Source organism: Jiella soli (assembly GCF_020615385.1).
Lineage (GTDB): Bacteria > Pseudomonadota > Alphaproteobacteria > Rhizobiales > Rhizobiaceae > VKMB-3413.
In genome coordinates, this window is record NZ_JAJAVB010000024.1 from 173356 (window position 1) to 194764 (window position 21409).

The 21409-nt window shown below is 65.8% G+C and carries 16 protein-coding genes; 4 read left to right on the forward strand and 12 right to left on the reverse strand.

The genetic code is table 11. The features are described from left to right. Window positions 1–2 precede the first annotated feature (2 nt). Both LH400_RS14330 and LH400_RS14335 read left to right on the forward strand, forming a co-directional pair. Window positions 3–1001 (forward strand): ABC transporter permease, encoded by a 999-nt coding sequence (locus tag LH400_RS14330; protein WP_229153411.1) that lies wholly within the window; start codon window positions 3–5, stop codon window positions 999–1001. Between the two features lie 153 nt (window positions 1002–1154). Continuing rightward, window positions 1155–2048, forward strand: coding sequence for an NAD-dependent epimerase/dehydratase family protein (locus tag LH400_RS14335; RefSeq protein ID WP_229153412.1), 894 nt, complete (start codon window positions 1155–1157; stop codon window positions 2046–2048). Window positions 2049–2241: 193 nt separating this feature from the next. Here the strand turns inward: LH400_RS14335 and pseB are convergent, their stop codons facing one another. From pseB to pseC, 6 genes are all read right to left on the reverse strand, one after another. Next, window positions 2242–3237: a UDP-N-acetylglucosamine 4,6-dehydratase (inverting) gene (gene pseB, locus LH400_RS14340; protein WP_229153413.1), complete on the reverse strand. Its 996-nt coding sequence runs from the start codon at window positions 3235–3237 to the stop codon at window positions 2242–2244. A 236-nt stretch (window positions 3238–3473) separates the two neighbouring features. Next, complete coding sequence (pseI, locus tag LH400_RS14345; RefSeq protein ID WP_229153414.1) at window positions 3474–4568, reverse strand: pseudaminic acid synthase; 1095 nt, start codon at window positions 4566–4568, stop codon at window positions 3474–3476. Next, a complete protein-coding gene (pseH, locus tag LH400_RS14350) occupies window positions 4561–5154 on the reverse strand; it encodes a UDP-4-amino-4,6-dideoxy-N-acetyl-beta-L-altrosamine N-acetyltransferase (protein WP_229153415.1) in 594 nt (197 codons plus the stop codon). Before pseH ends, pseI begins: the two co-directional genes overlap by 8 nt. Next, the gene (gene pseG / locus LH400_RS14355; protein ID WP_229153416.1) at window positions 5151–6329 is read right to left on the reverse strand and encodes a UDP-2,4-diacetamido-2,4,6-trideoxy-beta-L-altropyranose hydrolase; all 1179 of its coding nucleotides are present in this window, start codon (window positions 6327–6329) and stop codon (window positions 5151–5153) included. The genes pseH and pseG overlap by 4 nt, the downstream gene beginning before the upstream one ends. Further along, window positions 6326–7030: a pseudaminic acid cytidylyltransferase gene (gene pseF, locus LH400_RS14360; RefSeq protein ID WP_229153417.1), complete on the reverse strand. Its 705-nt coding sequence runs from the start codon at window positions 7028–7030 to the stop codon at window positions 6326–6328. The genes pseG and pseF overlap by 4 nt, the downstream gene beginning before the upstream one ends. After that, the gene (gene pseC / locus LH400_RS14365; protein ID WP_229153448.1) at window positions 7027–8184 is read right to left on the reverse strand and encodes a UDP-4-amino-4,6-dideoxy-N-acetyl-beta-L-altrosamine transaminase; all 1158 of its coding nucleotides are present in this window, start codon (window positions 8182–8184) and stop codon (window positions 7027–7029) included. Before pseC ends, pseF begins: the two co-directional genes overlap by 4 nt. Window positions 8185–8533: 349 nt before the next feature. On the opposite strand from pseC, the gene LH400_RS14370 reads away from it, so the two are divergent. Further along, a complete protein-coding gene (locus LH400_RS14370) occupies window positions 8534–10552 on the forward strand; it encodes a tetratricopeptide repeat protein (RefSeq protein WP_229153418.1) in 2019 nt (672 codons plus the stop codon). An 83-nt stretch (window positions 10553–10635) separates the two neighbouring features. Here LH400_RS14370 and LH400_RS14375 read toward each other — a convergent pair whose 3' ends face one another. After that, the gene (locus LH400_RS14375) at window positions 10636–11619 is read right to left on the reverse strand and encodes a phosphotransferase enzyme family protein (protein ID WP_229153419.1); all 984 of its coding nucleotides are present in this window, start codon (window positions 11617–11619) and stop codon (window positions 10636–10638) included. Between the two features lie 233 nt (window positions 11620–11852). After that, entirely contained in the window at window positions 11853–14291 is a 2439-nt protein-coding gene (gene gyrB / locus LH400_RS14380; RefSeq protein WP_229153420.1) for a DNA topoisomerase (ATP-hydrolyzing) subunit B, read from the reverse strand. A 315-nt stretch (window positions 14292–14606) separates the two neighbouring features. Here gyrB and LH400_RS14385 point away from each other — a divergent pair, with 315 nt between their 5' ends. Further along, window positions 14607–15995, forward strand: a complete 1389-nt coding sequence (locus LH400_RS14385; protein ID WP_229153421.1) for a cytochrome P450 — start codon at window positions 14607–14609, stop codon at window positions 15993–15995. A gap of 55 nt (window positions 15996–16050) precedes the next feature. Here the strand turns inward: LH400_RS14385 and LH400_RS14390 are convergent, their stop codons facing one another. From LH400_RS14390 to dnaG, 4 genes are all read right to left on the reverse strand, one after another. After that, window positions 16051–16344 (reverse strand): HlyU family transcriptional regulator, encoded by a 294-nt coding sequence (locus LH400_RS14390; protein ID WP_229153422.1) that lies wholly within the window; start codon window positions 16342–16344, stop codon window positions 16051–16053. Window positions 16345–16390: 46 nt separating this feature from the next. Beyond that, on the reverse strand, window positions 16391–16996 hold the full coding sequence (locus tag LH400_RS14395; RefSeq protein WP_229153423.1) for a Uma2 family endonuclease: 606 nt from the start codon (window positions 16994–16996) through the stop codon (window positions 16391–16393). A gap of 32 nt (window positions 16997–17028) precedes the next feature. Further along, on the reverse strand, window positions 17029–19056 hold the full coding sequence (gene rpoD / locus LH400_RS14400; protein WP_370638393.1) for an RNA polymerase sigma factor RpoD: 2028 nt from the start codon (window positions 19054–19056) through the stop codon (window positions 17029–17031). Window positions 19057–19396: 340 nt separating this feature from the next. Then, entirely contained in the window at window positions 19397–21331 is a 1935-nt protein-coding gene (gene dnaG / locus LH400_RS14405) for a DNA primase (RefSeq protein ID WP_229153425.1), read from the reverse strand. Between the last annotated feature and the right edge of the window lie 78 nt (window positions 21332–21409).

The window sequence follows — 21409 nt, forward strand, 5'->3', positions numbered from 1 at the left end:
ACATGGCAATCGCGCGTGACGAGACGTACGACCAGAAACAGCACGGATGGGCGGGCTCGCTCCTGGCCAGCCAGTCCTTCTGGGTGCTGATCGCGCTGGTTCTCGCCTGCCTGTACCTCTCCTTCGCCACCGATTCCTTCGCCACCACGAAGAACCTCTACAATATCAGCCGCAACGTCACCTTCACCGCGATCATCGCGCTCGGCATGACGCTGGTGATCATCTCCGGAGGCATCGACCTGTCGGTCGGCTCGGTCCTGTGCCTGTGCAGCATGGTGCTCGCCGTGGTGATGCACGCCGGCTATTCCATCGAGGTGGGCATCGCCGCCTCGATTGGGACGGCGCTCCTCGTCGGCGCCTTCAACGGCGTCTTGATCGCCTATCTCGACTTTCCCCCCTTCGTCGTGACGCTCGGCATGCTGTCCCTGGCGCGAAGCCTCGCCATGGTCGCCTCGAACAACACGGTCGTCTTCGAATTCGGGCCGGACCATCAGCAGCTTCTGGCGCTGGGCGGCGGCTCCTTCTTCTTCGGCATCGCCAATCCGGTCGTCTACATGGTCGTGCTGGCGCTGATCTTCGGCTTCGTCCTGCGCTGGACGAAGTTCGGGCGGCATGTCTACGCCATCGGCGGCAACGAGCACGCCGCCACTCTGACGGGCGTGCCGGTCCGGCCGATCAAGGTGGCGGTCTACATGATCTCGGCGCTGACCGCCGGCATCGCCGGTATCGTCGAGACCGGCTGGCTCGGTGCGGTCACCACCAATATCGGAACGGGCATGGAGCTTCAGGTGATCGCCGCGGCGGTCATCGGCGGCGCCAATCTGGCGGGCGGCGTCGGCACAGCCTTCGGCGCGCTGATCGGCGCGGCGCTGATCGAGGTGATCCGCAACAGTCTCGGCCTTCTCGGCATCAACGCCTTCTGGCAGGGCGCCTTCATCGGCGGCGCAATCATCCTCGCCGTCCTCTTCGACCGCCTGCGCAACCTGCGCCTGCGCGAGTAGCGAACGCCCACAATCGCGCCCGCCCCCTGCCCGCGCCACGCTTGTGCACCAGATCGGCCCATGCCGGCGGCGCTTCAGGCTTCGCACGGAGCGTGTCCAGCCGGATCAAGGCCGGGCGGGACGGATCGGACGACCATCACGGGAGAGAGATCAATGAGCAAGCGCATCGTCTTCACCGGCGGCACGGGCAAGGCCGGCCGCCACGTCGTGCCCTACCTCCTGGACAAGGGCCACACCGTCCTCAACGTCGACCTCGTCCCGTTCGATCATCCCGGCGTCAACACCCTGATCGCCGACATCACCGACAGCGGCCAGATGTTCAACGCCTTGTCCTCGCATTTCGGCATGGACGAATTCGCGACCGGAAAGGGGCCGGCACCGATCGACGCCGTCGTCCATTTCGCGGCGATCCCGCGCGTCCTGATCCAGCCCGACAACGAGACCTTCCGGGTCAACACGATCGGCACCTACAACGTCATCGAGGCGGCGATGAAGCTCGGCATCCGCAAGGTCGTGATCGCGTCCAGCGAGACGACCTACGGCGTGTGCTTTGCCGAGGGCGACAAGGACTTCCACCGCTTTCCGCTGGAGGAGGACTACGACATCGACCCGATGGACAGCTACGGCCTGTCGAAGGTGGTCAACGAGAAGACCGCCCGCGCCTTCTCCATGCGCTTCGGTGCCGACATCTACGCGTTCCGGATCGGCAACGTCATCGAGCCGCACGAATACGACATGTTCAAGGACTTCCTCGCCGATCCGATGTCGCGCAAACGCAATGCCTGGAGCTATATCGACGCGCGCGACCTCGGCCAGATGGTGGATCTCGCGCTTGCCAAGGACGGACTCGGCTTCGAGGTCTTCAACGCCACCAACGACACGATCACCGCGACCATGCCGACGGCCGAGTTCCTGGCGAAGCATTGCCCCGAGACCCCGGTCACGCGCGAGCTCGGAGAGTACGAGGCGCCGCTCTCCAACCGCAAGATCCGCGAGGTGCTCGGCTTCAAGGAAGAGCACAACTGGCGCAAATACGTTTCGGTGTGACGAGGCGCGATGCAAGGCGCGGCCGCAGGAGCCGAGCCGCGCCTTCCAGCTCAGGAGATCCGCAGGCTCATAGCAGGAGGCATTGGAAATGCCCCCTGGTTCCGAATTCCAATTTTCGTCAAGCCTTTGGCTTGGCGTCGAAAATCGGGATGTGTTCAGCAGGCGGCTGCATCAGCATCCATGCCCGCTGGTATCAGACGTGCTTGTCCAGGGCGAGGATTTCCCGAACCGTGAGGAAGTGCGGGTTGCTGCCGGAATGATAGGAGAAGCCGGCCTCGACCGATCGTCCGACCTCGCCGAGCGCATTGACCGCATAGTCGTGGTCGCGGTGGTAGAACCGGATCGAGGGCCGCAGCACGAAATGATCGTCGAATTCGAGCGTCAGGTGGCTGTCGTCGGAGGGACACATGATCTCGTGCAGCTTCTCGCCCGGTCGGATGCCGACGACGTCGGCCTCGCGCGTGCCGCTATAGGCCTCGACGAGGTCGAGAATGCGCACCGAGGGGATCCGCGGCACGAAGATCTCGCCGCCATACATGCGCTCGAAATTCTTCAGGACGAAGTCGACGCCGGACTGCAGCGTGATCCAGAAGCGCGTCATGCCCTCATGCGTGACCGGCAGCGGGGTCTTGCCCTCGGCGACGAGCCGCTTGAAAAGCGGCACGACGGACCCGCGTGATCCCACGACATTGCCGTAGCGCACGACGGAGAAGATCGGGCCGCGCCCGCCGGTGGTGTTGTTCGCCGCCACGAACAGCTTGTCGGAGGCGAGCTTGGTGGCGCCGTAGAGGTTGATCGGGTTGGCGGCCTTGTCGGTCGACAGCGCAATCACCTTCTGGACGTCCATCGCGATCGCCGCGTCGATGACGTTCTGCGCCCCGCCGATATTCGTCTTGATGCATTCGTTGGGATTGTATTCGGCGACCGGCACGTGTTTCAGCGCGGCGGCATGGATGACGTAGTCGACGCCCTGCATCGCACGCTTCAGACGCTCCACGTCCCGCACGTCGCCAATGAAGTAGCGCATGGCGGGATCGTTGAACTGCTGCCCCATCTCGTACTGCTTCAACTCGTCACGCGAGTAGATCACCAGACGGGCGGGCTTGTAGCGGGAGAGAATCGTCTCGGTGTATTTCCTGCCGAAGGATCCCGTTCCCCCGGTGATCAAAATGGACTTGCCGTTAAACACCCATTCACTCCGCTATCGCGCATCTGCCGATCGGCCCCGGCCAAGACGCATCCGGGACCCGGACGTTGTCGCCGCTTCTGCGGCATGTCATGGTCGTGTTCCGACATTCGCCTATCGGCATTGCGCGTGCCTTGCCGTTGTGACGGAAGCGGCCGCAAGTTTCCGGCGGTCGAGCATGCCGACGCGCCTCGGCCCCATTCCCTTGGGCGAGGAGGAGCCGGCGCCGGACGCTCCGGTCAGCGCAGCGCCGCCAGATCCGCCTCGGTCAGCCGCTCCGCAAAGCGGATCGCGCGGGGCGCCGGCCTGCCGATCAGCGTGTCGTAATGGCGCGGGGCGAGGCTAAGGCCCGGTCGGCAGATCTTCAGATTCTCGGCACTGAACAGCTCGCCCTCGGCGATGTCGCGGGCCGGATAGATCGACTGGCGGAATTGCCGGTTCTTCTTCTCGTTTTCGGTGCCGCCGTAGCGCACGCTTCCCGCCGCGCGCCAGGCGCGCGACGTCTCCTGCTTCAGGAGCGTCATCTCCCACGGTTCGAGGGAAAAGGGCGAATCGACCCCACCGTCGTTGCGGTCGAGCGTGAAGTGCTTCTCGATCACACTCGCGCCATGCCCGATCGCGGCGACGGCAACGCCGATGCCGAGCGTGTGGTCGGACAGGCCGGCCTCGACCCCGAAGCGCACCCGCATGTCGGAAATGGTGGCAAGGTCCGCATCCGAGGCGTCGGCCGGATACTGGCTGGTGCATTTGAGGATCACGATGTCCTCGCAGCCCGCCTCGCGCGCCGTCGTGATCGCCTCGTCGATCTCTTCCGTCGTGGCCATGCCCGTCGACAGGATCATCGGCTTTCCGGTCCTGGCGATCTTGCGGATCAGCGGCAGATGGGTGACCTCGAAGGAGGCGACCTTGAACATCGGCGCGCCGAGATCGTCGAGGAAGTCGACTGCGGTCTCGTCGAAGGGGGTGGAGAAGGAGAGCGTCCCGGCATCCCGCGCTGCGGCGAAGAGGTCTTCATGCCATTCCCAGGGAGTATGCGCCTCGGCGTAGAGATCATGCAGCCGCCGGCCGACCCACAGGCTCTTCTCGTCGCGTATGACGAAATCGTCCGTTGCCGCGTCGAGGGTGATGGTGTCGGCCGTGTAGGTCTGGAACTTCAGGGCATCGACGCCGCAGGCGGCGGCGCAGCGGACAATTTCAAGCGCACGCGCCTTGTCGCCATTATGATTGCCGCTCATCTCCGCGATGATGAAGGGCTCCCGGTCGAGACCGATCTCCCGCGAAATCTCCCCGCTTTCGACCCGGAACGGCCGCGTCTTCATCAACGGATCATGCATCGAAAACCACCTTGACCGGCTGGGAACGAGACCGGAGGAGCGCTTCGGCGGCAGGGCGAACCGCCTCCCATTCCGCGCGGCAGATACCCAGCATGTGAACGCCGATCCGCACCCCGTCCTTCAAGACGTGCGCGCGGCGAAATCCCTCTTCCACGAAACCAAACCGCTTGTGCATGGCCACCACCCGCGCATTGGTCTCCAGCACCTCGCAGTTCAGCTTCTCGAAGCCGCGCTCGAAGAAGACATGGTCGAGCACGCAGAACTCCAGTGCCGACCCGACCCCTCCACGCGCGTCTTCGCCGAGATAAAAGGCCCAGTCGGTTCGCCGATGGCGCGGATCGATCGCGTCAAGACTGGCCGCGCCGACGACATCCGACCCCTCGCGCAACACGGCATAGAGCTCCCGCCCCGTCCCCGCGGCGATACGCTCCAGGAAGGCGCGATGCTCGTCTTCGCTGATGACGTGGTCCTGATACATCGCCGCGCGGACGCTCTGACTGTTCCGGATCCTGCGAAGATCCTCCCGCTGGCCTGCGTCCAGGGACCCGACCGGCCGCAGGACATAGGTCTGCTGCGTCGCGCTCATACGGCGAAACCCCCGGCCACCATGCCGTGAACATGCCGAGCCAGTCGTTCGGCACCGCGTCCGTCCGCGACATCACGAGCGGCAAGGCTCAGCCGCTCGCGCCAACCGATGTTGTCGAGGATCCGCCCGGCGAGATGTGTGATCTCCATCTCGGCGAATTCCGCTGCGCACGCCGCGCCATCCCCCCGTCCGCCGACAGCCCCGCCGAAGACGATCGCGCCGGCGCGATCGAGACGCTCCGCCAGCGGGATCTGATTGGCGGCGATCGCGATCGAGATCATCGGCAGTCCCAGACAGCATCGCTCCAGGCTGGCGGAGCCGCCGGCGCCGACACACAGATCGACCGCACCGAGCAGCCGGGCGACGTCGCGGACATTCTGCCGGACCTCGATCGTTCCCGCCGACGAGGCCGCGAGTTCGCACAGCTGCGCCTCATGCGGAAAGGCGGGGCCGATCATCGCGATCAGCTTGAGGCCCCGCTCCGCCGCGACCGGACGCAGCATTTCGGCCAGACAGCCGGTGAGATTGTGCGGATCTCCGCCGCCCATGGCGACGAGCAGCGACCGCGCGGGAGCCTTTTGCCGAAATCCCCGGTCGCGCGATGCCAGGATATCCGGGCGCAGCTGCGCGAAGTCCGCCCGTAGCATCGCATAGTCTGCCCCTGCCAGGACCGGCACGCCATCCGGCAATAGCCCGGCATAGTCCTGCGCGCTCCGACCGAAGGTGCTGTCGACCAGACAGTCGGCAACATGCTCGCGCGTCAGATCGTCGATGGCAAGGATCGGGCAGCCGAAGCCTTCGCGGATCGCGGCCTCCCAGCCGGCGCCGAGCGCATAGTGATCGACTACGATCGCGGCAGGCGGCGTCAGTGTGTCGATTGCCGCCAGCAGGCTTTGCGCATCATGCGCCTCGGTCGTGCCCAGCAACCGGCCATACTCTCCAGCATCCGGACCGGGCGGCGGACCGTCCTGCGGCAGGCGCGTGAGGAAGTGGCCGGCATCGGCGATCCAGGACCCGAGCGTGTCGCCGACATGCCGGCAGAAAAATCGGATGCGGTAGCCATAGGCCTTCAGCGCGTCGGCGAGAGCCAGGCAGCGGACGATGTGCCCGACGCCGATCGGCGCGGACCCGTCGGCCCGGATCAGGATCCAGTCCTGCGCCGCCGCCTCGTTCATTGCGCTGTCCCTTCCGCCTCGCGCAGCGAAAACAGCCGCTCTGCAAAGCGCCAGTCGGCTTCCGTATCGATGTCCAGAACGCGCTCACGCTCCATCAGATAGAGCGCGGCATCCGGCCCGAAGATGGGCTTGCCGGCCCTGATGGCGGCCGACCGCATCCAGTAGAACTGACCGGCGTCGTGATAGGCGGGCTCGAGATCCTGCGAGCGGGTGTTGAAATGCTCCGGCTGGAACATCGCGACGCGGCCGCCCTCGAGCCGGAGCGCGCGCTGGATGGGAAAGGCATAGTCGGTAGCAGAAAAGACATAGTCGGCGCCGCTCTCGCACAGGCGTTCGAACCCGGCTTGCAGATCCCCAGCCGTAACGAAGGGGGCGGTCGCATAAAAGCAGCAGAGCGCCTCGGCGGAGCCGCGCTCATCATCGCTCTCGGCCCATTCGAGAGCGTGCTTCACGACATCCATGGTCGTCGCATGATCGTCGGACAGGGCTGCCGGGCGCCGGAAAGGCACCTCGGCGCCGGCAGCGCGTGCGACTTCGGCAATCTCGTCGTCGTCCGTGGAAACGATCACTCGGTCGATCACCGGGCAGTTCAGCGCGGCGGCGATCGAATGCGCGATGATCGGCCTGCCGGCAAATGACCGGATGTTCTTGCGGGGAATGCGCTTCGATCCGCCTCTCGCCGGGATCAGACACAGCCTCACGACAGCACCTCTCCCAGCGCCGTCACGACCCGGTCCTGCTGGTCTTCGGTCATGCCGTGATAGAGCGGAATCGAGATCGCGCGCTCGTAGTAGCGCTCGGCCTCCGGGCAGTGGCCGGGCCGGAAGCCGAGATCCCGGTAATAGGGATGCCGGTAGATCGGGATGTAGTGGAGGTTGACGCCGATCCCCCGCTCGCGCAGCGCCTCGAAGACCTGGCGGTGGAAATCCCGCACGCTCTCGCCGCGCAGCCGGACGACGTAGAGATGAAAGCTCGAGCGTACGCCCGCCGGGCGCTCCGGCAGGTCGAGCGGCAGGCCCGACAGGCGTTCGTCGTAGCGCTCCGCAAGCGCGTTGCGGCGCGCTACGAACTGGTCCAGCCGGCGCATCTGCGACAGGCCGAGCGCCGCCTGGATCTCGGTCATGCGGTAGTTGAGGCCGAGCGCGACCTGTTCGTAATACCAGGGCCCGTCCAGCTCGCCCTCCATTTCGGCGGGATCGCGGGTGATGCCGTGCGAGCGCAGGAGCCCCATCCGCCGCGCAAGCTCCGGATCCTTGGTCGCAGCGACACCGCCCTCGCCCGTCGTCACGATCTTCACCGGGTGAAAGGAGAAGACCGCGATGTCGGAGTGAGCGCAGGCGCCGACAGGCATGTCCCGGTAGCGCGCGCCGATCGCGTGGCTGGCGTCTTCGAGAATCTTGAAACCGTAGCGCTTCGCCAGCGCCGCGATCGCTTCCATCTCGCAAGGCAGGCCGCAGAGATGGACGGGGATCACCAGTTTCGGCAGCCGCCCGATCCGCGCGGCGGCCTCGAGCTTCTCCTCCAGCGCCGCCGGCGACATGTTGAAGCTCTCGCGGTCGATGTCGACGAAATCCACGTCGGCGCCGCAGTAGCGGGCGCAATTGGCCGAAGCGGCGAAGGAGATCGGCGAGGTCCAGACGAGATCGCCGGGCCCAACGCCGAGCGCGAGGCAGGCGATGTGCAGGGCGGAGGTCGCCGAGTTGACGGCGACGGCATGCCCGGCCCCGGTCGCCTCGCAGACGGCGCGCTCGAACCCTGGAACCTGCGGGCCCTGGGTCAGGAAGTCCGAGGTGAGCGTCGCAATGACGGCCTCGACATCCTCCGCATCGATCGCCTGGCGGCCATAGGGGATGATCTCGGCCGCGGCGGAGCCGGTTCCGTCTGTCCGAACTGGGCGTGAAGGCGACATTCGAATCCCCTGGCGAATCCCCTGGCGAAAGAGCGGCTGGAACCAATCACGGGAGACTTGCCCCGCACTGAACAAGCCGCGCTTGCGTTCCTCCCGCCAAAATCCGGCACCGTCCGCGGCAGAGCCGGCACAGATGAGCCGCCTTCGGCGATATCGAGGTCAGGCACACGCAACGTTCTTCCCCGATCCTCACCCTCGATCGCCGCTTACCTTGCGGCTTCGCCTTCATGCGTTCGGAGGATGCGATCTGCCGGCGCCCCGCGATCTCCCTTCAAACGGAAAGTTCGGTTCGCAGATGAATACCAAGCTCGCACTCAAGCCGGCCCCGAAGAAGAGCCGCTCGCAGGACGTGTTGCAGAAGATCCAGCTGCTGCAGAAGGACGGCAACTACAAGGAAAGCCGCCCCCTGTGCGACATTCTGTCCGCGCAGGGAGAAAAGTCGCCCGACTTCCTCCACCGCCACGGCCTGGCGCTGCGCGCATGCGGCGACCTGATGGGCGCGCTCGTCAAGATCAACGCCGCCGTCGAACAACGGCCGAACGATGCCAAGATGGTCAATTCCCTCGGCGTCGTCCTGCTCGATCTGAAGGAGGTCGAAGCCGCGATCGAATTCTTCAAGCGCACGACGGCGCTGGACAAGAAGTTCTTCGACGGCTGGAACAATCTCGGCCTCGCGCTGAAGCGGGCCGAGCGCTACCAAGCGGCCGAACTCGCCTTTCGAGGGGCTTACGAGATCGATTCGAGCCGGCCCGACCCGATCGTGAACCTGGTCGGGATCATGATGGACCTGCGCCAGTACAAGCGGGCGGAGATCTTCCTGGACCAGATGATGTCGGCAATGCCGAAGGTCCCCGAACTGATCCAGGTCAAGCGCCTCTTCGTCGCGGCCCGTCTCGAAGACTTCGACTATATCGCGGCCCATCACGAGGCGGTCGACCGGACGAAGCTCAGCCTGAACGAGCAGGCCAATCTCGACAATATCGTCGCCTATTATCTCAACGCGCTCGGGCGGGACGACGAAGCCGTTTCGATCCTGGAGAAGTGGGCCGAGATCAACACCCCGCACCAGGAGCAGATGATCACCTTCCTCGGCCTCTGCTATGGCGAGGCCGGGCGGTTCGAGGAAGGCATCGCCTTCCACAACCGGCTGCTTGCGAAGAATCCGGATCACATTGCCGGCCGCTACAATCTCTCCTTCCTGCAGTTCAAGACCGGCGTGGTCGCCGAGGGATACGACAATTACGAGGCGCGCTGGCGCTGGACCGAATTTCCGACGAAGCGCCGGCTGTTCGACGCGCCCCGATGGGAAGGCGAGGACCTCGCCGACAAGAAGCTCCTCGTCTGGCGCGAACAGGGTATCGGCGACGAGGTGCGCTTTGCCTCCCTCCTGCCCGAACTGAAGGACAAGGGCGCCGCCCTCACCTTCGAATGCTCGCCGAAGCTCGCGCCGGTCTGGGCGCATTCCTTCCCCTGGGCGACCGTCCGGCACGAAGGCGAACTCGACTGCCGCGGCGAGCCAGCCTATGCGGAGTTCGACTACCAGATTCCGATCGGCTCGCTGGGCAAGATCTTCCGGCGCACCGTCGCGGACTTCCATTCGAGGCAGGTACCGTGGATCCGGCGCTATCCGGAGACGGAAGCGAAGGTTCGCGAGCAGCTTGCGGTCCAGCCGGGAAAAATGCTGGTCGGTCTGTGCTGGCGCTCGTCGAACCAGGTCACCACGCGCAACAAGTATTATCTGAGCATCGAGCAGCTCGCGCTGCTCAAGGCGCTGCCGAATTGCGAATTCCTCAACGTCCAGTATGACGGCGATCCCGCCGAGAACGAGCGGATCCGCGCGCTCGGCCTGCCGATCCACCATTTCGCCAATCTCGACCAGAAGAACGATCTCGTCGGCGCCTCCTGCCTCATCGGAGCCTGCGACATCGTCATTTCCGCCGGTGTGTCGGTCGCCGACATCGCCGCCGGTCTCGGCGTCCCGGTCATCCAGGTCAGCAAGAAGAGCTCGGAGATCTTCCTTGGGACCGATCACGTGCCCTGGTACCCGACCTGCATGTCGGTCCGCATGCCGCCGAACGGCGGCGCGGAGGCAATCGCCGGCGTCGTCGCGCGCTGGCCATCGATCGTCGAATGGGCGAAGGGCGTGACGGCTTCAGGGCGGGACACTGGGGACTGGCTACGCGCAGCCGAGGGCGGACCGGCCGCAAGCGGCGGCTTCCAGTCCGGGCTCGACTTCCAATACGACTTCGACGTCTACCATTCGCAGCGCAACCCCGGCCTCTCCTTGCCTGCGGCGGCAGCGGCGGAAGCCTGAGGGCCCGAGCCTGTCGATGCCATTGCGCCGGCAACGCCGATCGCCGGCACAGGGACGTTTCCTGGTCGGCCCGAATGGGCCGATCAGCTTGTCCGCGTCAGAAAGGCTTCGGCAAGATCGGCGGTCCCCGCCGTATAGGTGGCACCGATCTCCCGCGCCGTCGGCGTCTCCGGATGGGAGGCGAGCCAGGCGGTGAGCAATATCCGCCGCAGCATCACGAACACCGGCAGCATCGCCTCGTCCTCGGGGGAAAGCGGCGCAACCCGCCGATAGCCTTCGAGCCAGGCGGCCTCAAGGTCCGGAACGATCGAATCCGTCTCGATGAAGCTGATCGCCGCGGCGAAGTCATACAGGAACCAGGAAAAGCCGCAGTCGTCGAAGTCGATCACGCCGAGCCTTTCCGGCTCGGCCAGAAGATTGGCGAGCCTCAGATCGGCATGGACGAGGCCGAATTTCTCGCCCTTGCCATAGGCGTCGAGACTGCCCTGCAGCGCGAGCGCCGTCCGCTCCAGAAGGTCCCGCTCGTCCGGCTGAAGACCGATCGCGCAGCGCCAATCCCCCCAGAGCCGACGGCTGCCGAGCATCGCGTCGAAATCCCAGATCTTCCTGGAGAATCCTTCGGGCCGTGACCAGCGCCTGGCGTGGCCGTGCAGCCGCGCGGTGATCGCCCCCAGTTGCTCGAACCATGGCACCAGGGCCTTTTCGGGCGTGGGTTCGCGGCCGGTCATGAATTCGAAGGCGACGACGTCCCGCAAGGAAGACCCCATGCCGACCGCTGCCACAAGGGAGCCGTCGCGCATCGGGACGGGCCGCGGCGTGTCCACGACGCCCTCCGCGATCAGGGCCGTGATCCAGGCAAGCTCGGAGCGGATCTCGTCGCGGCGATGATAGCCGGGCCGGTGGACGCGCAGCACGATCCGCCGCCCGACCTCCGGATCGCTTGCAAAGAACGTGGCGTTCTCGGAGACCGTGTGCAGCGCGACCTCAGTTCGGGGAGCGAGCCCCCATAGAGGCAGCAGCCCTTCCAGGTCCGATGTCAGCTGATCGAGAAAAGGGGCGTCAAACATCGTCCATCGGGCGGGGTGCGGAGCCGGAACTGTCGGGTATATGGACCCGTCTCGCGGGTTCAAACCCTCAGCGCGTGTTTCCGGGCGCCGTGACCTGGATCATCGGGCGATCATTCGCCGCAGCCGGTCCCAGCAATGGGTCAGCGGAACCGAGCTACCCGGAACGAGCGAGCCTGAAGGGCAAAGCGCGCCGTAAGCGCTCGAACGGCCGCCGACCGTGGTCTGCCGGACGCTCAGATATCGAGATTGGCGACCGACAGCGCGTTTTCCTGGATGAATTCGCGCCGCGGTTCGACCTCGTCGCCCATCAGCCGCGAGAACAGCTGATCGGCGTCGGTCGCATCGTTCACCTTCACCCGCACGAGGGTGCGGGCTTCGGGATCGAGCGTCGTCTCCCAGAGCTGCTCGGGATTCATCTCGCCGAGCCCCTTGTAGCGCTGGGTCGAGATCCCCTTGCGGCCGACTTCGAAGACGGCGAGCAGGAGTTCCAGCGGCCCGGCGATCATCCGCTCGGTGTCCTTGCGCCTGAGGACCGGAACGCCGCCGTCATAGACTTCGGCGAGGCGCGGCGCGTAGCGCATCAGCTGCAGCGCGTCCGCCGACTGCATGAGGCCGGCGTCGAGCGCTCGCGCTTCCCTGACGCCCCGCACCGTGCGCGAGAACAGATAGCCGCCGTCCACAGCCTCGCCCTCCCAGCCGCGCTCGGTCTCCTCGGCGATCACGTCGAGCCGCTCGGCGACACGCTTTGCCATCGCCGGCCCGTCCTGCGGATGGTCGGCGATTTCCGGCGACAGCGCACCCAGGATCGCGGCCTGCTCGACGACGGAGCGATCGTAGCGCGAATGAAGGCCGGCCAGCGTCTGCCGGACGGCGAGCGCGTCGTCGACGACGGCCCTGAGGTCGCGGCCGGTGCGCACCTCGTGGTTCGGCAGGGTCAAAGACGCGTCATCCAGACCGCCCTCGATCAGATAGTTCTCCAGCGCCTTCTCGTTCTTCAGATACTGGCTCTGCTTGCCGCGCGTCACCTTGTAGAGCGGCGGCTGGGCGATGAAGATGTGGCCGCGCTCGATCAGCTCCGGCATCTGCCGGAAGAAGAAGGTGAGGAGCAGCGTGCGGATATGGGCGCCGTCGACATCGGCGTCCGTCATGATGATGATCTTGTGGTAGCGCAGCTTGTCGGCGTTGAACTCGTCCTTGCCGATCGAGGTGCCGAGCGCGGTGATCAAGGTGCCGATCTGGTCCGAGCCGAGCATGCGGTCGAACCGCGCCCGCTCGACATTGAGGATCTTGCCCCGCAGCGGCAGGATCGCCTGGTTCTGGCGCGAGCGCGCACCCTTGGCCGAGCCGCCGGCCGAGTCACCCTCGACGATGAAGATCTCGGACTTCGCCGGATCACGCTCCTGGCAGTCGGCGAGTTTGCCGGGCAGCGAGGTGATGTCCAGCGCCCCTTTTCGCCGCGTCAGCTCGCGCGCCTTCTTGGCGGCCTCGCGCGCCGACGCCGCCTCGATCACCTTGGCGACGAGGATCTTGGCTTCCTGCGGATGCTCCTCGAACCAGGTCGAGAGCGTCTCGTTGACGAGGCCCTCGACCACCGGGCGCACCTCGGACGAGACCAGCTTGTCCTTGGTCTGCGAGGAAAATTTCGGGTCCGGCACCTTCACCGACAGGACGCAGGTCAGCCCCTCGCGGCAATCGTCCGCGATCAGCGTCACCTTCTCCTTCTTCAGCGCGCCGGAGGCCTCGGCATAGCCGGTCACCTGACGCGTCAGCGCGCCGCGGAAGCCGGTCATGTGAGTGCCGCCGTCACGCTGCGGGATGTTGTTGGTGAAGCAGAGGACGTTCTCGTTGTAGCTGTCGTTCCACCACAACGCCGCCTCGACGGTGATGCCGTCCTTCTCGCCGATCAGGTAGATCGGATCGCCGATCAACGGTTTGCGGGAGCGGTCGAGATAGCGCACGAAGGCCTCGAGCCCGCCCTCGTAGAACAGCTCGATCTTCTTCTCGTCGGCCGGGCGCTTGTCGGTGAGGATGATCCGCACGCCGGAATTGAGGAAGGCGAGCTCGCGCAGGCGATGCTCCAGCGTTCCGTAGTCGAAGGTCGTCACGCCCTTGAAGGTCTCGAAGGACGGCATGAAGGTGATCGCCGTGCCGGTCTCGTCCCCGGCCTCGCCGGTCACCTGCAGCGAGCCGTTGGGCACGCCGTGGGTGAAGGAGAGTTCGTGGATCTTGCCCTTGCGCCGGATCTTCATCGACAGTTCGGAGGACAGCGCATTGACCACCGAGACGCCGACACCGTGCAGGCCGCCGGAGACCTTGTACGAATTCTGGTCGAACTTTCCGCCGGCATGCAGCTGCGTCATGATGACCTCGGCCGCCGAGACGCCCTCCCCGGTGTGGATTTCGGTCGGGATGCCGCGGCCATTGTCGGTGACCGTGCAGGAGCCGTTGGCGTTGAGCGTCACGGTCACCTTGGTCGCATGGCCGGCGAGCGCCTCGTCGATGGCGTTGTCGACCACCTCATAGACCATGTGATGCAGGCCGGAGCCGTCGTCGGTGTCGCCGATATACATGCCGGGACGCTTGCGAACCGCATCCAAACCCTTGAGCACCTTGATGGAATCGGCGCCGTATTCGGCATTGGCGATCGGGTTCGTTTCGTTGGCAGCGGACATGATGTTCCTTGGCTTGCGGCGCGTCGCCGAAGAGTGTGACGAATCGCCAATCTTGCCAGACATATATAAGGTGTCTGAGGGGGTGATGAAAGCCGACAGGCCCCTTCGCGGCGCCTCGCCAAGGCATCTAACGGGCCATCCGGGCAGAGTTTTGACGCGCTGCGCCATGTCCGCCCGCAAACCGTCGGCGCTTCGTCCGGTGACGGGCTCCTGAAGCCGGCGGAAGCTGCCCCCGCGACCATCCGCCGGTCGACGCTGCCCCGCGCCGCCACCATATCAGTCCGGACACGTCGCAGCGCAGAGGATCCCTCCATCATGTCGACCACGACCGAGACCCTTCCCGCCACCGGGCGGTTCTTCCGCGCGCCGGCGCCCGTCCCGCATGCGCAGCCGCTCGGCTTCGTCAGTTTCGTGCGCACAGCGACCAGCAATCCGATCGAGATCTGGGGGACGCGCGCCTTCAAGGAGCCCTACATCGTCGGCTCCTGGCTCGGCGTTCCAAACATCGTCGTCAACGATCCCGCGGGCGTGCGCCATCTCCTCGTGGAGAACGCCCGGAACTACGTCATGCAGCCGCTGCGCCAGCGCATCCTGCGCCCGCTCCTGCGCGACGGCCTTCTGACCGCCGAAGGCCAGCTCTGGCGGCGCACCCGCAAGGCGATCGCGCCGATCTTCACGCCGCGCCACATCTCCGGCCTCACCGAGACCATGCAGGCGCGCTCTGAGATCTTCGCGGAGGGGCTGGCCGCGCGGGAAGGCCGGGAACTCGACCTTTCCCATGAAATGGCGATGCTGACCTTCGACATCCTGCAGGCGACGCTGTTTTCCAACGATATCGCGTCGGATCCCGACAGCTTCGCCCAGTCGACGCGGGAATTCCTGGGCTCAATGGGCAAGATCGACCCGCTCGACCTCCTCGGCGCGCCGGCCTTCCTGCCGCGGCTCCGGCGCCTGAAGGGCAAGAAGTCGATGACCTATTTCCGGGGCCTCATCGCCGAGACGATCGAGAAGCGCCGGGGGAGGATCGCCCGCGATCCGGAGAGCGCCCCGAACGACCTCCTGACCCTCCTGATCAAGGCGGACGGGCTGTCGAGCGCCGAGATCGAGGACAATCTCATCACCTTCATGGGTGCTGGCCACGAGACGACCGCTCGGTCGCTCGCCTGGACGCTCTATCTCCTCAGCCAGGCGCCGCAGGAGCGGGCGCTGGTCGAGGCCGAAATCGATGCCGTCCTGCCGACGCTCGGCCATCCCAGCGAATGGGCGGACAAGCTCCCGCACACGAGAGCCGCCTTCGAGGAGGCGATGCGGCTCTACCCGCCCGCCCCCTCGCTCAACCGCACGGCGCTCTCGCCGGACAAGGTCGGGCCGATCGACATTCCCGCCGGGGCGACCGTGCTCGTCATGCCCTGGCTGATCCACCGCCACGAAATGCTGTGGGACCGGCCGGATCATTTCATCCCGAACCGCTTCCTGCCGGAAAACCGCGACGCGATCGACCGCTACCAGTACCTGCCCTTCGGTGTCGGGCCACGGGTCTGCATCGGCGCAAGCTTCGCTCTCAACGAGGCGGTGATCGCCCTCGCCCTCATGCTGAAGCACCTGCGCTTCGACTACGAGCAGGCCGCGGCGCCCGAAGTCGTCCAGCGCATCACCGTCCAGCCGGCCGGTGGCCTGCCGATGCGGGTGGTGCGGCGGCGATAGTCTGCGCCGTCCACGTTATGCTCGAGTAGCGAGGATGAGGTCGGCGACGGAAATATCAGTCGCCCAGCAGCGCGTCGCCCTGTTCGTCGATCACCTGCTGCGCCTTGGTGAGCGCGAAGCGGGCGGCTTCGTCGGCGGACTGGAAGAGGTCGGCGCGCACGAGCTTGTGCGACTTCGTATCGCCGCCGATTTCCTTGGAGATCGTGGCCGCGAGCCGGTACTGCCCGCCCTCTTTCATCGGCGTCGCCTGGATGGTGAACCCCTTGTAAAATTCCTCCGCCGCGACCTTGGGTTCCGGGCTGGCGCCGGAGGCGTTGCCGCCGCCGAAAAGCTTCTTCAGAAAGGACATGAGGCTCGTTCGAATGAGGTTGCCGTTCGAAACGGGAGATGGGGCGTCAGGCGAAATCGGCGAGCGTCAGCGTGAGATCGGGGACGGCTTTCGGGGAGAGGCCGCCGGCCGCTTCGACATCGGTGACGAGGCGATAGCCCGTCGGGGTGGGCGCGCGGTGGATGCGGGTCGTCAGCCGGACGGCGTCGATCACCCAGAGCTCGGCGACGGCAAAGCCGGCATAGATCTGGGCCTTGCGGCCGCGGTCATAGGCGAGGCTGGAATCGCCGAGCTCGATGGCGAGGACGCAGGTCGCGCCGTTCAGCCCTTCGAGGCCGACGGCCTTGTCGTAGACGACGAAGTCCGGCTCGAGGAAGGTGTCCTCGGAGAGGCGGAAGGTCGTCTCCGGCGTGAAGGCGAGATGGCCGGGCAGCCCCCGCGCGAGCTGCATATTGACCCAGCTCTTCAACGTTTCGTGGCGGATCCCCTTGGGCGACATCGGCACAAGCTCCCCGCCGATCAGCTCGACGCGCTCATGCTCGTCCATAATTCCCGCCGCGACCATCGCCTCGATCTCGGCGACGGTGAACGGCCGCCGCGGCAGGCCTTCCGCTGCCTGGGTGGTGCGGGGCGAAGGCGTCCGATGGTCGGGGAAGGCTTCCAGCGCGCTCATGGTTGCAAGTCTAGCATGAGCGCGCCGGGAAATCAGCTGTCGAGGAAGCTCCGCAGCTTCCGGGAACGGCTCGGGTGCTTCAGCTTCCGCAGCGCCTTCGCCTCGATCTGGCGGATGCGCTCTCTCGTCACCGAGAACTGCTGGCCGACCTCTTCCAGCGTGTGATCGGTGTTCATGCCGATGCCGAAGCGCATTCTGAGAACGCGTTCCTCACGCGGGGTGAGCGAGGCGAGCACCCGCGTCGTCGTCTCGCGCAGATTGCCCTGGATCGCCGCGTCGATCGGCAGGACCGCGTTCTTGTCCTCGATGAAGTCGCCGAGATGCGAATCCTCCTCGTCGCCCACCGGCGTTTCGAGGGAGATCGGCTCCTTGGCGATCTTCAGGACCTTGCGGACCTTCTCCAGAGGCATCGCCAGCTTCTCGGCCAGCTCTTCCGGGGTCGGCTCGCGGCCGATCTCGTGCAGCATCTGGCGCGAGGTGCGCACGATCTTGTTGATCGTCTCGATCATGTGGACCGGGATACGGATGGTGCGGGCCTGGTCGGCGATCGAGCGGGTGATCGCCTGCCGAATCCACCAGGTCGCATAAGTCGAGAACTTGTAGCCGCGGCGATACTCGAACTTGTCCACCGCCTTCATCAGACCGATATTGCCCTCCTGGATCAGGTCCAGGAACTGCAGGCCGCGATTGGTGTATTTCTTGGCGATGGAGATCACGAGGCGCAGATTGGCCTCGACCATTTCCTTCTTGGCCTGACGCGCTTCGCGCTCGCCCTTCTGCACCATGTGGACGATGCGGCGGAACTCGGTGATCTCGAGGCCGGTCTCGGTCGCGAGATTCTGGATCTCCTGGCGGAGATTCTTGATCCCGTCCTTGTCGTTCTGGACGAATTTCAGCCAGCCGCGACCGGAGAGGTTGGCGACGTGGCGCGTCCAGTTCGGATCGAGCTCGGACCCCTGATATTCCTTCAGGAACTCCTCGCGCCGCACGCCATGGGATTCGGCAAGCCGCAGGAGCCGGCCTTCATTGCCGACGAGCCGCTTGTTGATGTCGTAGAGCTGGGCGACGAGCGCATCGATACGGTTCTGGTTGAGCGACAGGCTCTTCACCGCGGCGATCAGGTCTTCCTTCAGCTTGCGGTAGGAGCGCTCCTGGCTCGGCGACAGCGTCCCCTGCGCGGCAAGGCGGTTCTCGACCTGCTGGTCCTGCAGCTTGCGCAGGCGGCGATAGCCATCGGCGATCTGGTCGAAGATCTCCATGACCTGCGGCTTGATCTCCGCCTCCATCGCGGCCAGCGACAGGTTGTTCTCGAGATCGTCGTCGTCCTCGTCGTCCTCGGGCTGCGGCTGGGCCTCGCCATTACCGTTGACGCGTGCGTCTCCGTTGGCAGGTCTCGCCTCCGCGCCATTGCCGTTCAGACCGGCACCTTCGACGGGCGGCTGGACGCTCGGCGTCTTCGCCTCGGGACCGGCATAGGTCGCCTCGAGGTCGACGATCTCGCGCAGCATGATGTTGCCGTCGTTGAGCTCGTCGCGCCAGATGATGATCGCCTGGAAGGTCAGCGGGCTCTCGCACAGGCCCGCGATCATCGTCTCGCGGCCGGCCTCGATGCGCTTGGCGATGGCGATCTCGCCCTCGCGCGACAACAGCTCCACCGATCCCATTTCGCGCAGATACATGCGCACGGGGTCGTCGGTGCGGTCGCCGGCCTCCTTCTTCTGGGTGGTGGCGACCTGCGTGGACTGGGTCTCGGCTAGTTCGGTTGATTCGGAGGATTCCGTAGATTCCTCCGCCTCCCCCTCTTCGTCGTCCTCGACGACGTTGATGCCCATGTCGTTCAGCATGGCCATCATGTCCTCGATCTGCTCGGACGTCACGTCGTCCGAGGAGAGCATCGAGTTCAGCTTGTCCATGGTCACAAAGCCGCGCTTCTTGGCGGCCTTGATCATCTTCTTGACAGCATCGTCCGAAAGGTCGAGCAGAGGCCCGTCAGGTGCGGCGTCCGCCCGCTCCTCCACCGGTGCCTCGCTTTCTTTGGCCTTCGTCGCCATGCGTTTCATTCTCCAGTTCGTGCGCCGCAAGGCTGTCTGACCGCCGTTGCCAGCGCCGCAGTCAAGCGCATCGGCGAAAGATAGTTATGCAGCACGCGTCGTAAACGTCGCCTTAACCATTGCCCCGGTCGGCACGCCGGGATTAGGATTAGGCCCGACGGCGCCCAAGGAATGGCGCAGCGCGTCAATGTTAAAGCTCAGGAATCGGACGGCGTCACCTGTCCGCTGATTATATATGTTCTGTCAAGCGCTTCCGCGCAACGTCCGAACGCCGAAAATGCTGAATCGCGACGATTTCCCCCTTCGATTCGCATCCGCATTTTCATCATCGGTGACTTTCCCAAGCGCTTCAGATTGCCTTGGCGGGCCGGCCGGACAGGACACCGAAGCCGTCGATCAGCGCCTCCATTCCCTCGATCCGCTCGATCTCCCGCTTGACCTCGATCATGTGCGCGTAGGCCGCCTCGCTCTGTTCCCGGCCAAGCGCTTCCTCGGCCTGGATCAATTCCCGATTTAGGGAGCGATAGCGATGATGCAAGCGCAGCGCCTGTCGAACGGCTTCCCGCGCATCCTCCGGCGCGGCCTCCGCGAGCACCGGCCACAGCCGCACTGCCCGGGCCTTCGCCTCGAACACGTCGAACAGACCGCGCGTGCCACGGCGCGATAGATCGTCGAGGAGCGCCTCGCGATCGCTCGGCAGATGCTCGGCATAGGCGTCGAGCACGGAGGACCTTAGCCGCGCGAGATCTCCCGGCGGCAGGTCGAGATCGGTGAAGGCCTCGAACTCCTCTTCCAGCAGCGACGGATGATTGATGAAGCCGAGCACGATGGTGATTTCTCGCAGCGAAGGCTCCGCGGCGCGGGGCCGCATCGCCAGGCTGGACCGCGCGAGTTGCTGCGAGATCGCGGAGCGCCTTCCGCCGGCCGCACCGGGCCGGCGCGGCCCCGGCCGCCGTTCCTCGCCGCGGCGCCCTCTCTGGTCGCGCCCGCCCGCCGGCGCCGCTCCGAAGAACCCGCGCAGCCGCTCGGCCGCATCATCCTGATAGTGCCGGCGGACGGTCTCGTCGCCGATCTGTCGGAACAGCGCCTTCAGCCGATGTTCAAGGTCGGCCCGTCGCTCCGGCGTATCGAAGACGCCGCCTTGCGTCTCGCGCATCCAGACGAGGTCGGCGAGCGGCCGCGCAGCGGCAAGGATGTCTGCGAAGGCTTCGGCGCCCTCGCTCCGGACGATATCGTCGGGATCCTTGCCCTCCGGCATCAGTGCAAACCGCAGGGAGCGGCCCGGCTTCAGGAGCGGCAGGGCAAGCTCGGCGGCCCGGTGCGCCGCCTTGAGTCCGGCCGCATCGCCGTCGAAGCAGAGCACGGGCTCGCCGGTGGTCCTCCAGACGAGGTCGAGCTGGCGCTCGGTCAGCGCTGTTCCCAGCGGGGCGACGGCATGCTCGAAGCCCGCCTGGGCGAGCATGATCGCGTCCATATAGCCTTCGACGACGATCAGCGTTCCCGCGGCCTTCGCCGCCCGGCGCGCGCGGGCGAGATTGAACAGGACCTGGCCCTTGTGGAAGACCTCGGTCTCCGGCGAATTGAGGTATTTCGCCTGCGCCTCCTTCGACATCGCCCGGCCGCCAAAGGCGATCACCTTGTCGTGGAGATCCTGGATCGGAAACATGATCCGGTCGCGGAAGCGGTCGTAGGAGACGGCGATCCCCTCGCCATGGACGACCAGCCCGGCGCCCTCGATCTGGTCCTTGCCGATCCCTTTGCCGGCCAGGTGCTCCTTCAGCCGATTGCGCGAATCGGGCGCGTAGCCGAGGCCGAACGTGGCTTGCGTGCGCGGATCGAGGCCGCGGTCGCGCAGATAGGCTCTAGCCTTGGCGCCATCCGGCTGATGCAGCACCGTCTGAAAGAAGGTGGACGCCTCGCGCATGGCGTCGAGGATCGTCGAGCGCTGCGCTTCCCGGCGCTCCGCTTCGGGGTCGCGATCGGGCATGGCGAGGCCGGCTTCGGCCGCCAGCCGCTCCACCGCCTCGGGGAAGGCCAGACCCTCGAGTTCGGTCAGGAAACGGAAATGATCGCCGGAGACGCCGCAGCCGAAGCAGTGGTAGCGGCCCTTCTGGTCCTCGCAGTGGAACGACGGCGACTTTTCGCCGTGAAAGGGGCAGCAGGCCCAGTAGTCGCCGCGGCCAGGCTGCGTCTTGCGCCGATCCCAAGTGACCCGCCGTCCGATGACATCGGAAATCGGGATCCGGTCGCGGATCTCGTCGAGAAAGGAGGGAGGAAAGCGCATGCCGCCCTCATAGCCCGAAAACGGCCCCCGTCCTATAGCCGGCGGCGGGCCGGGCCGGGCCGCTCGATCCGGGAATCG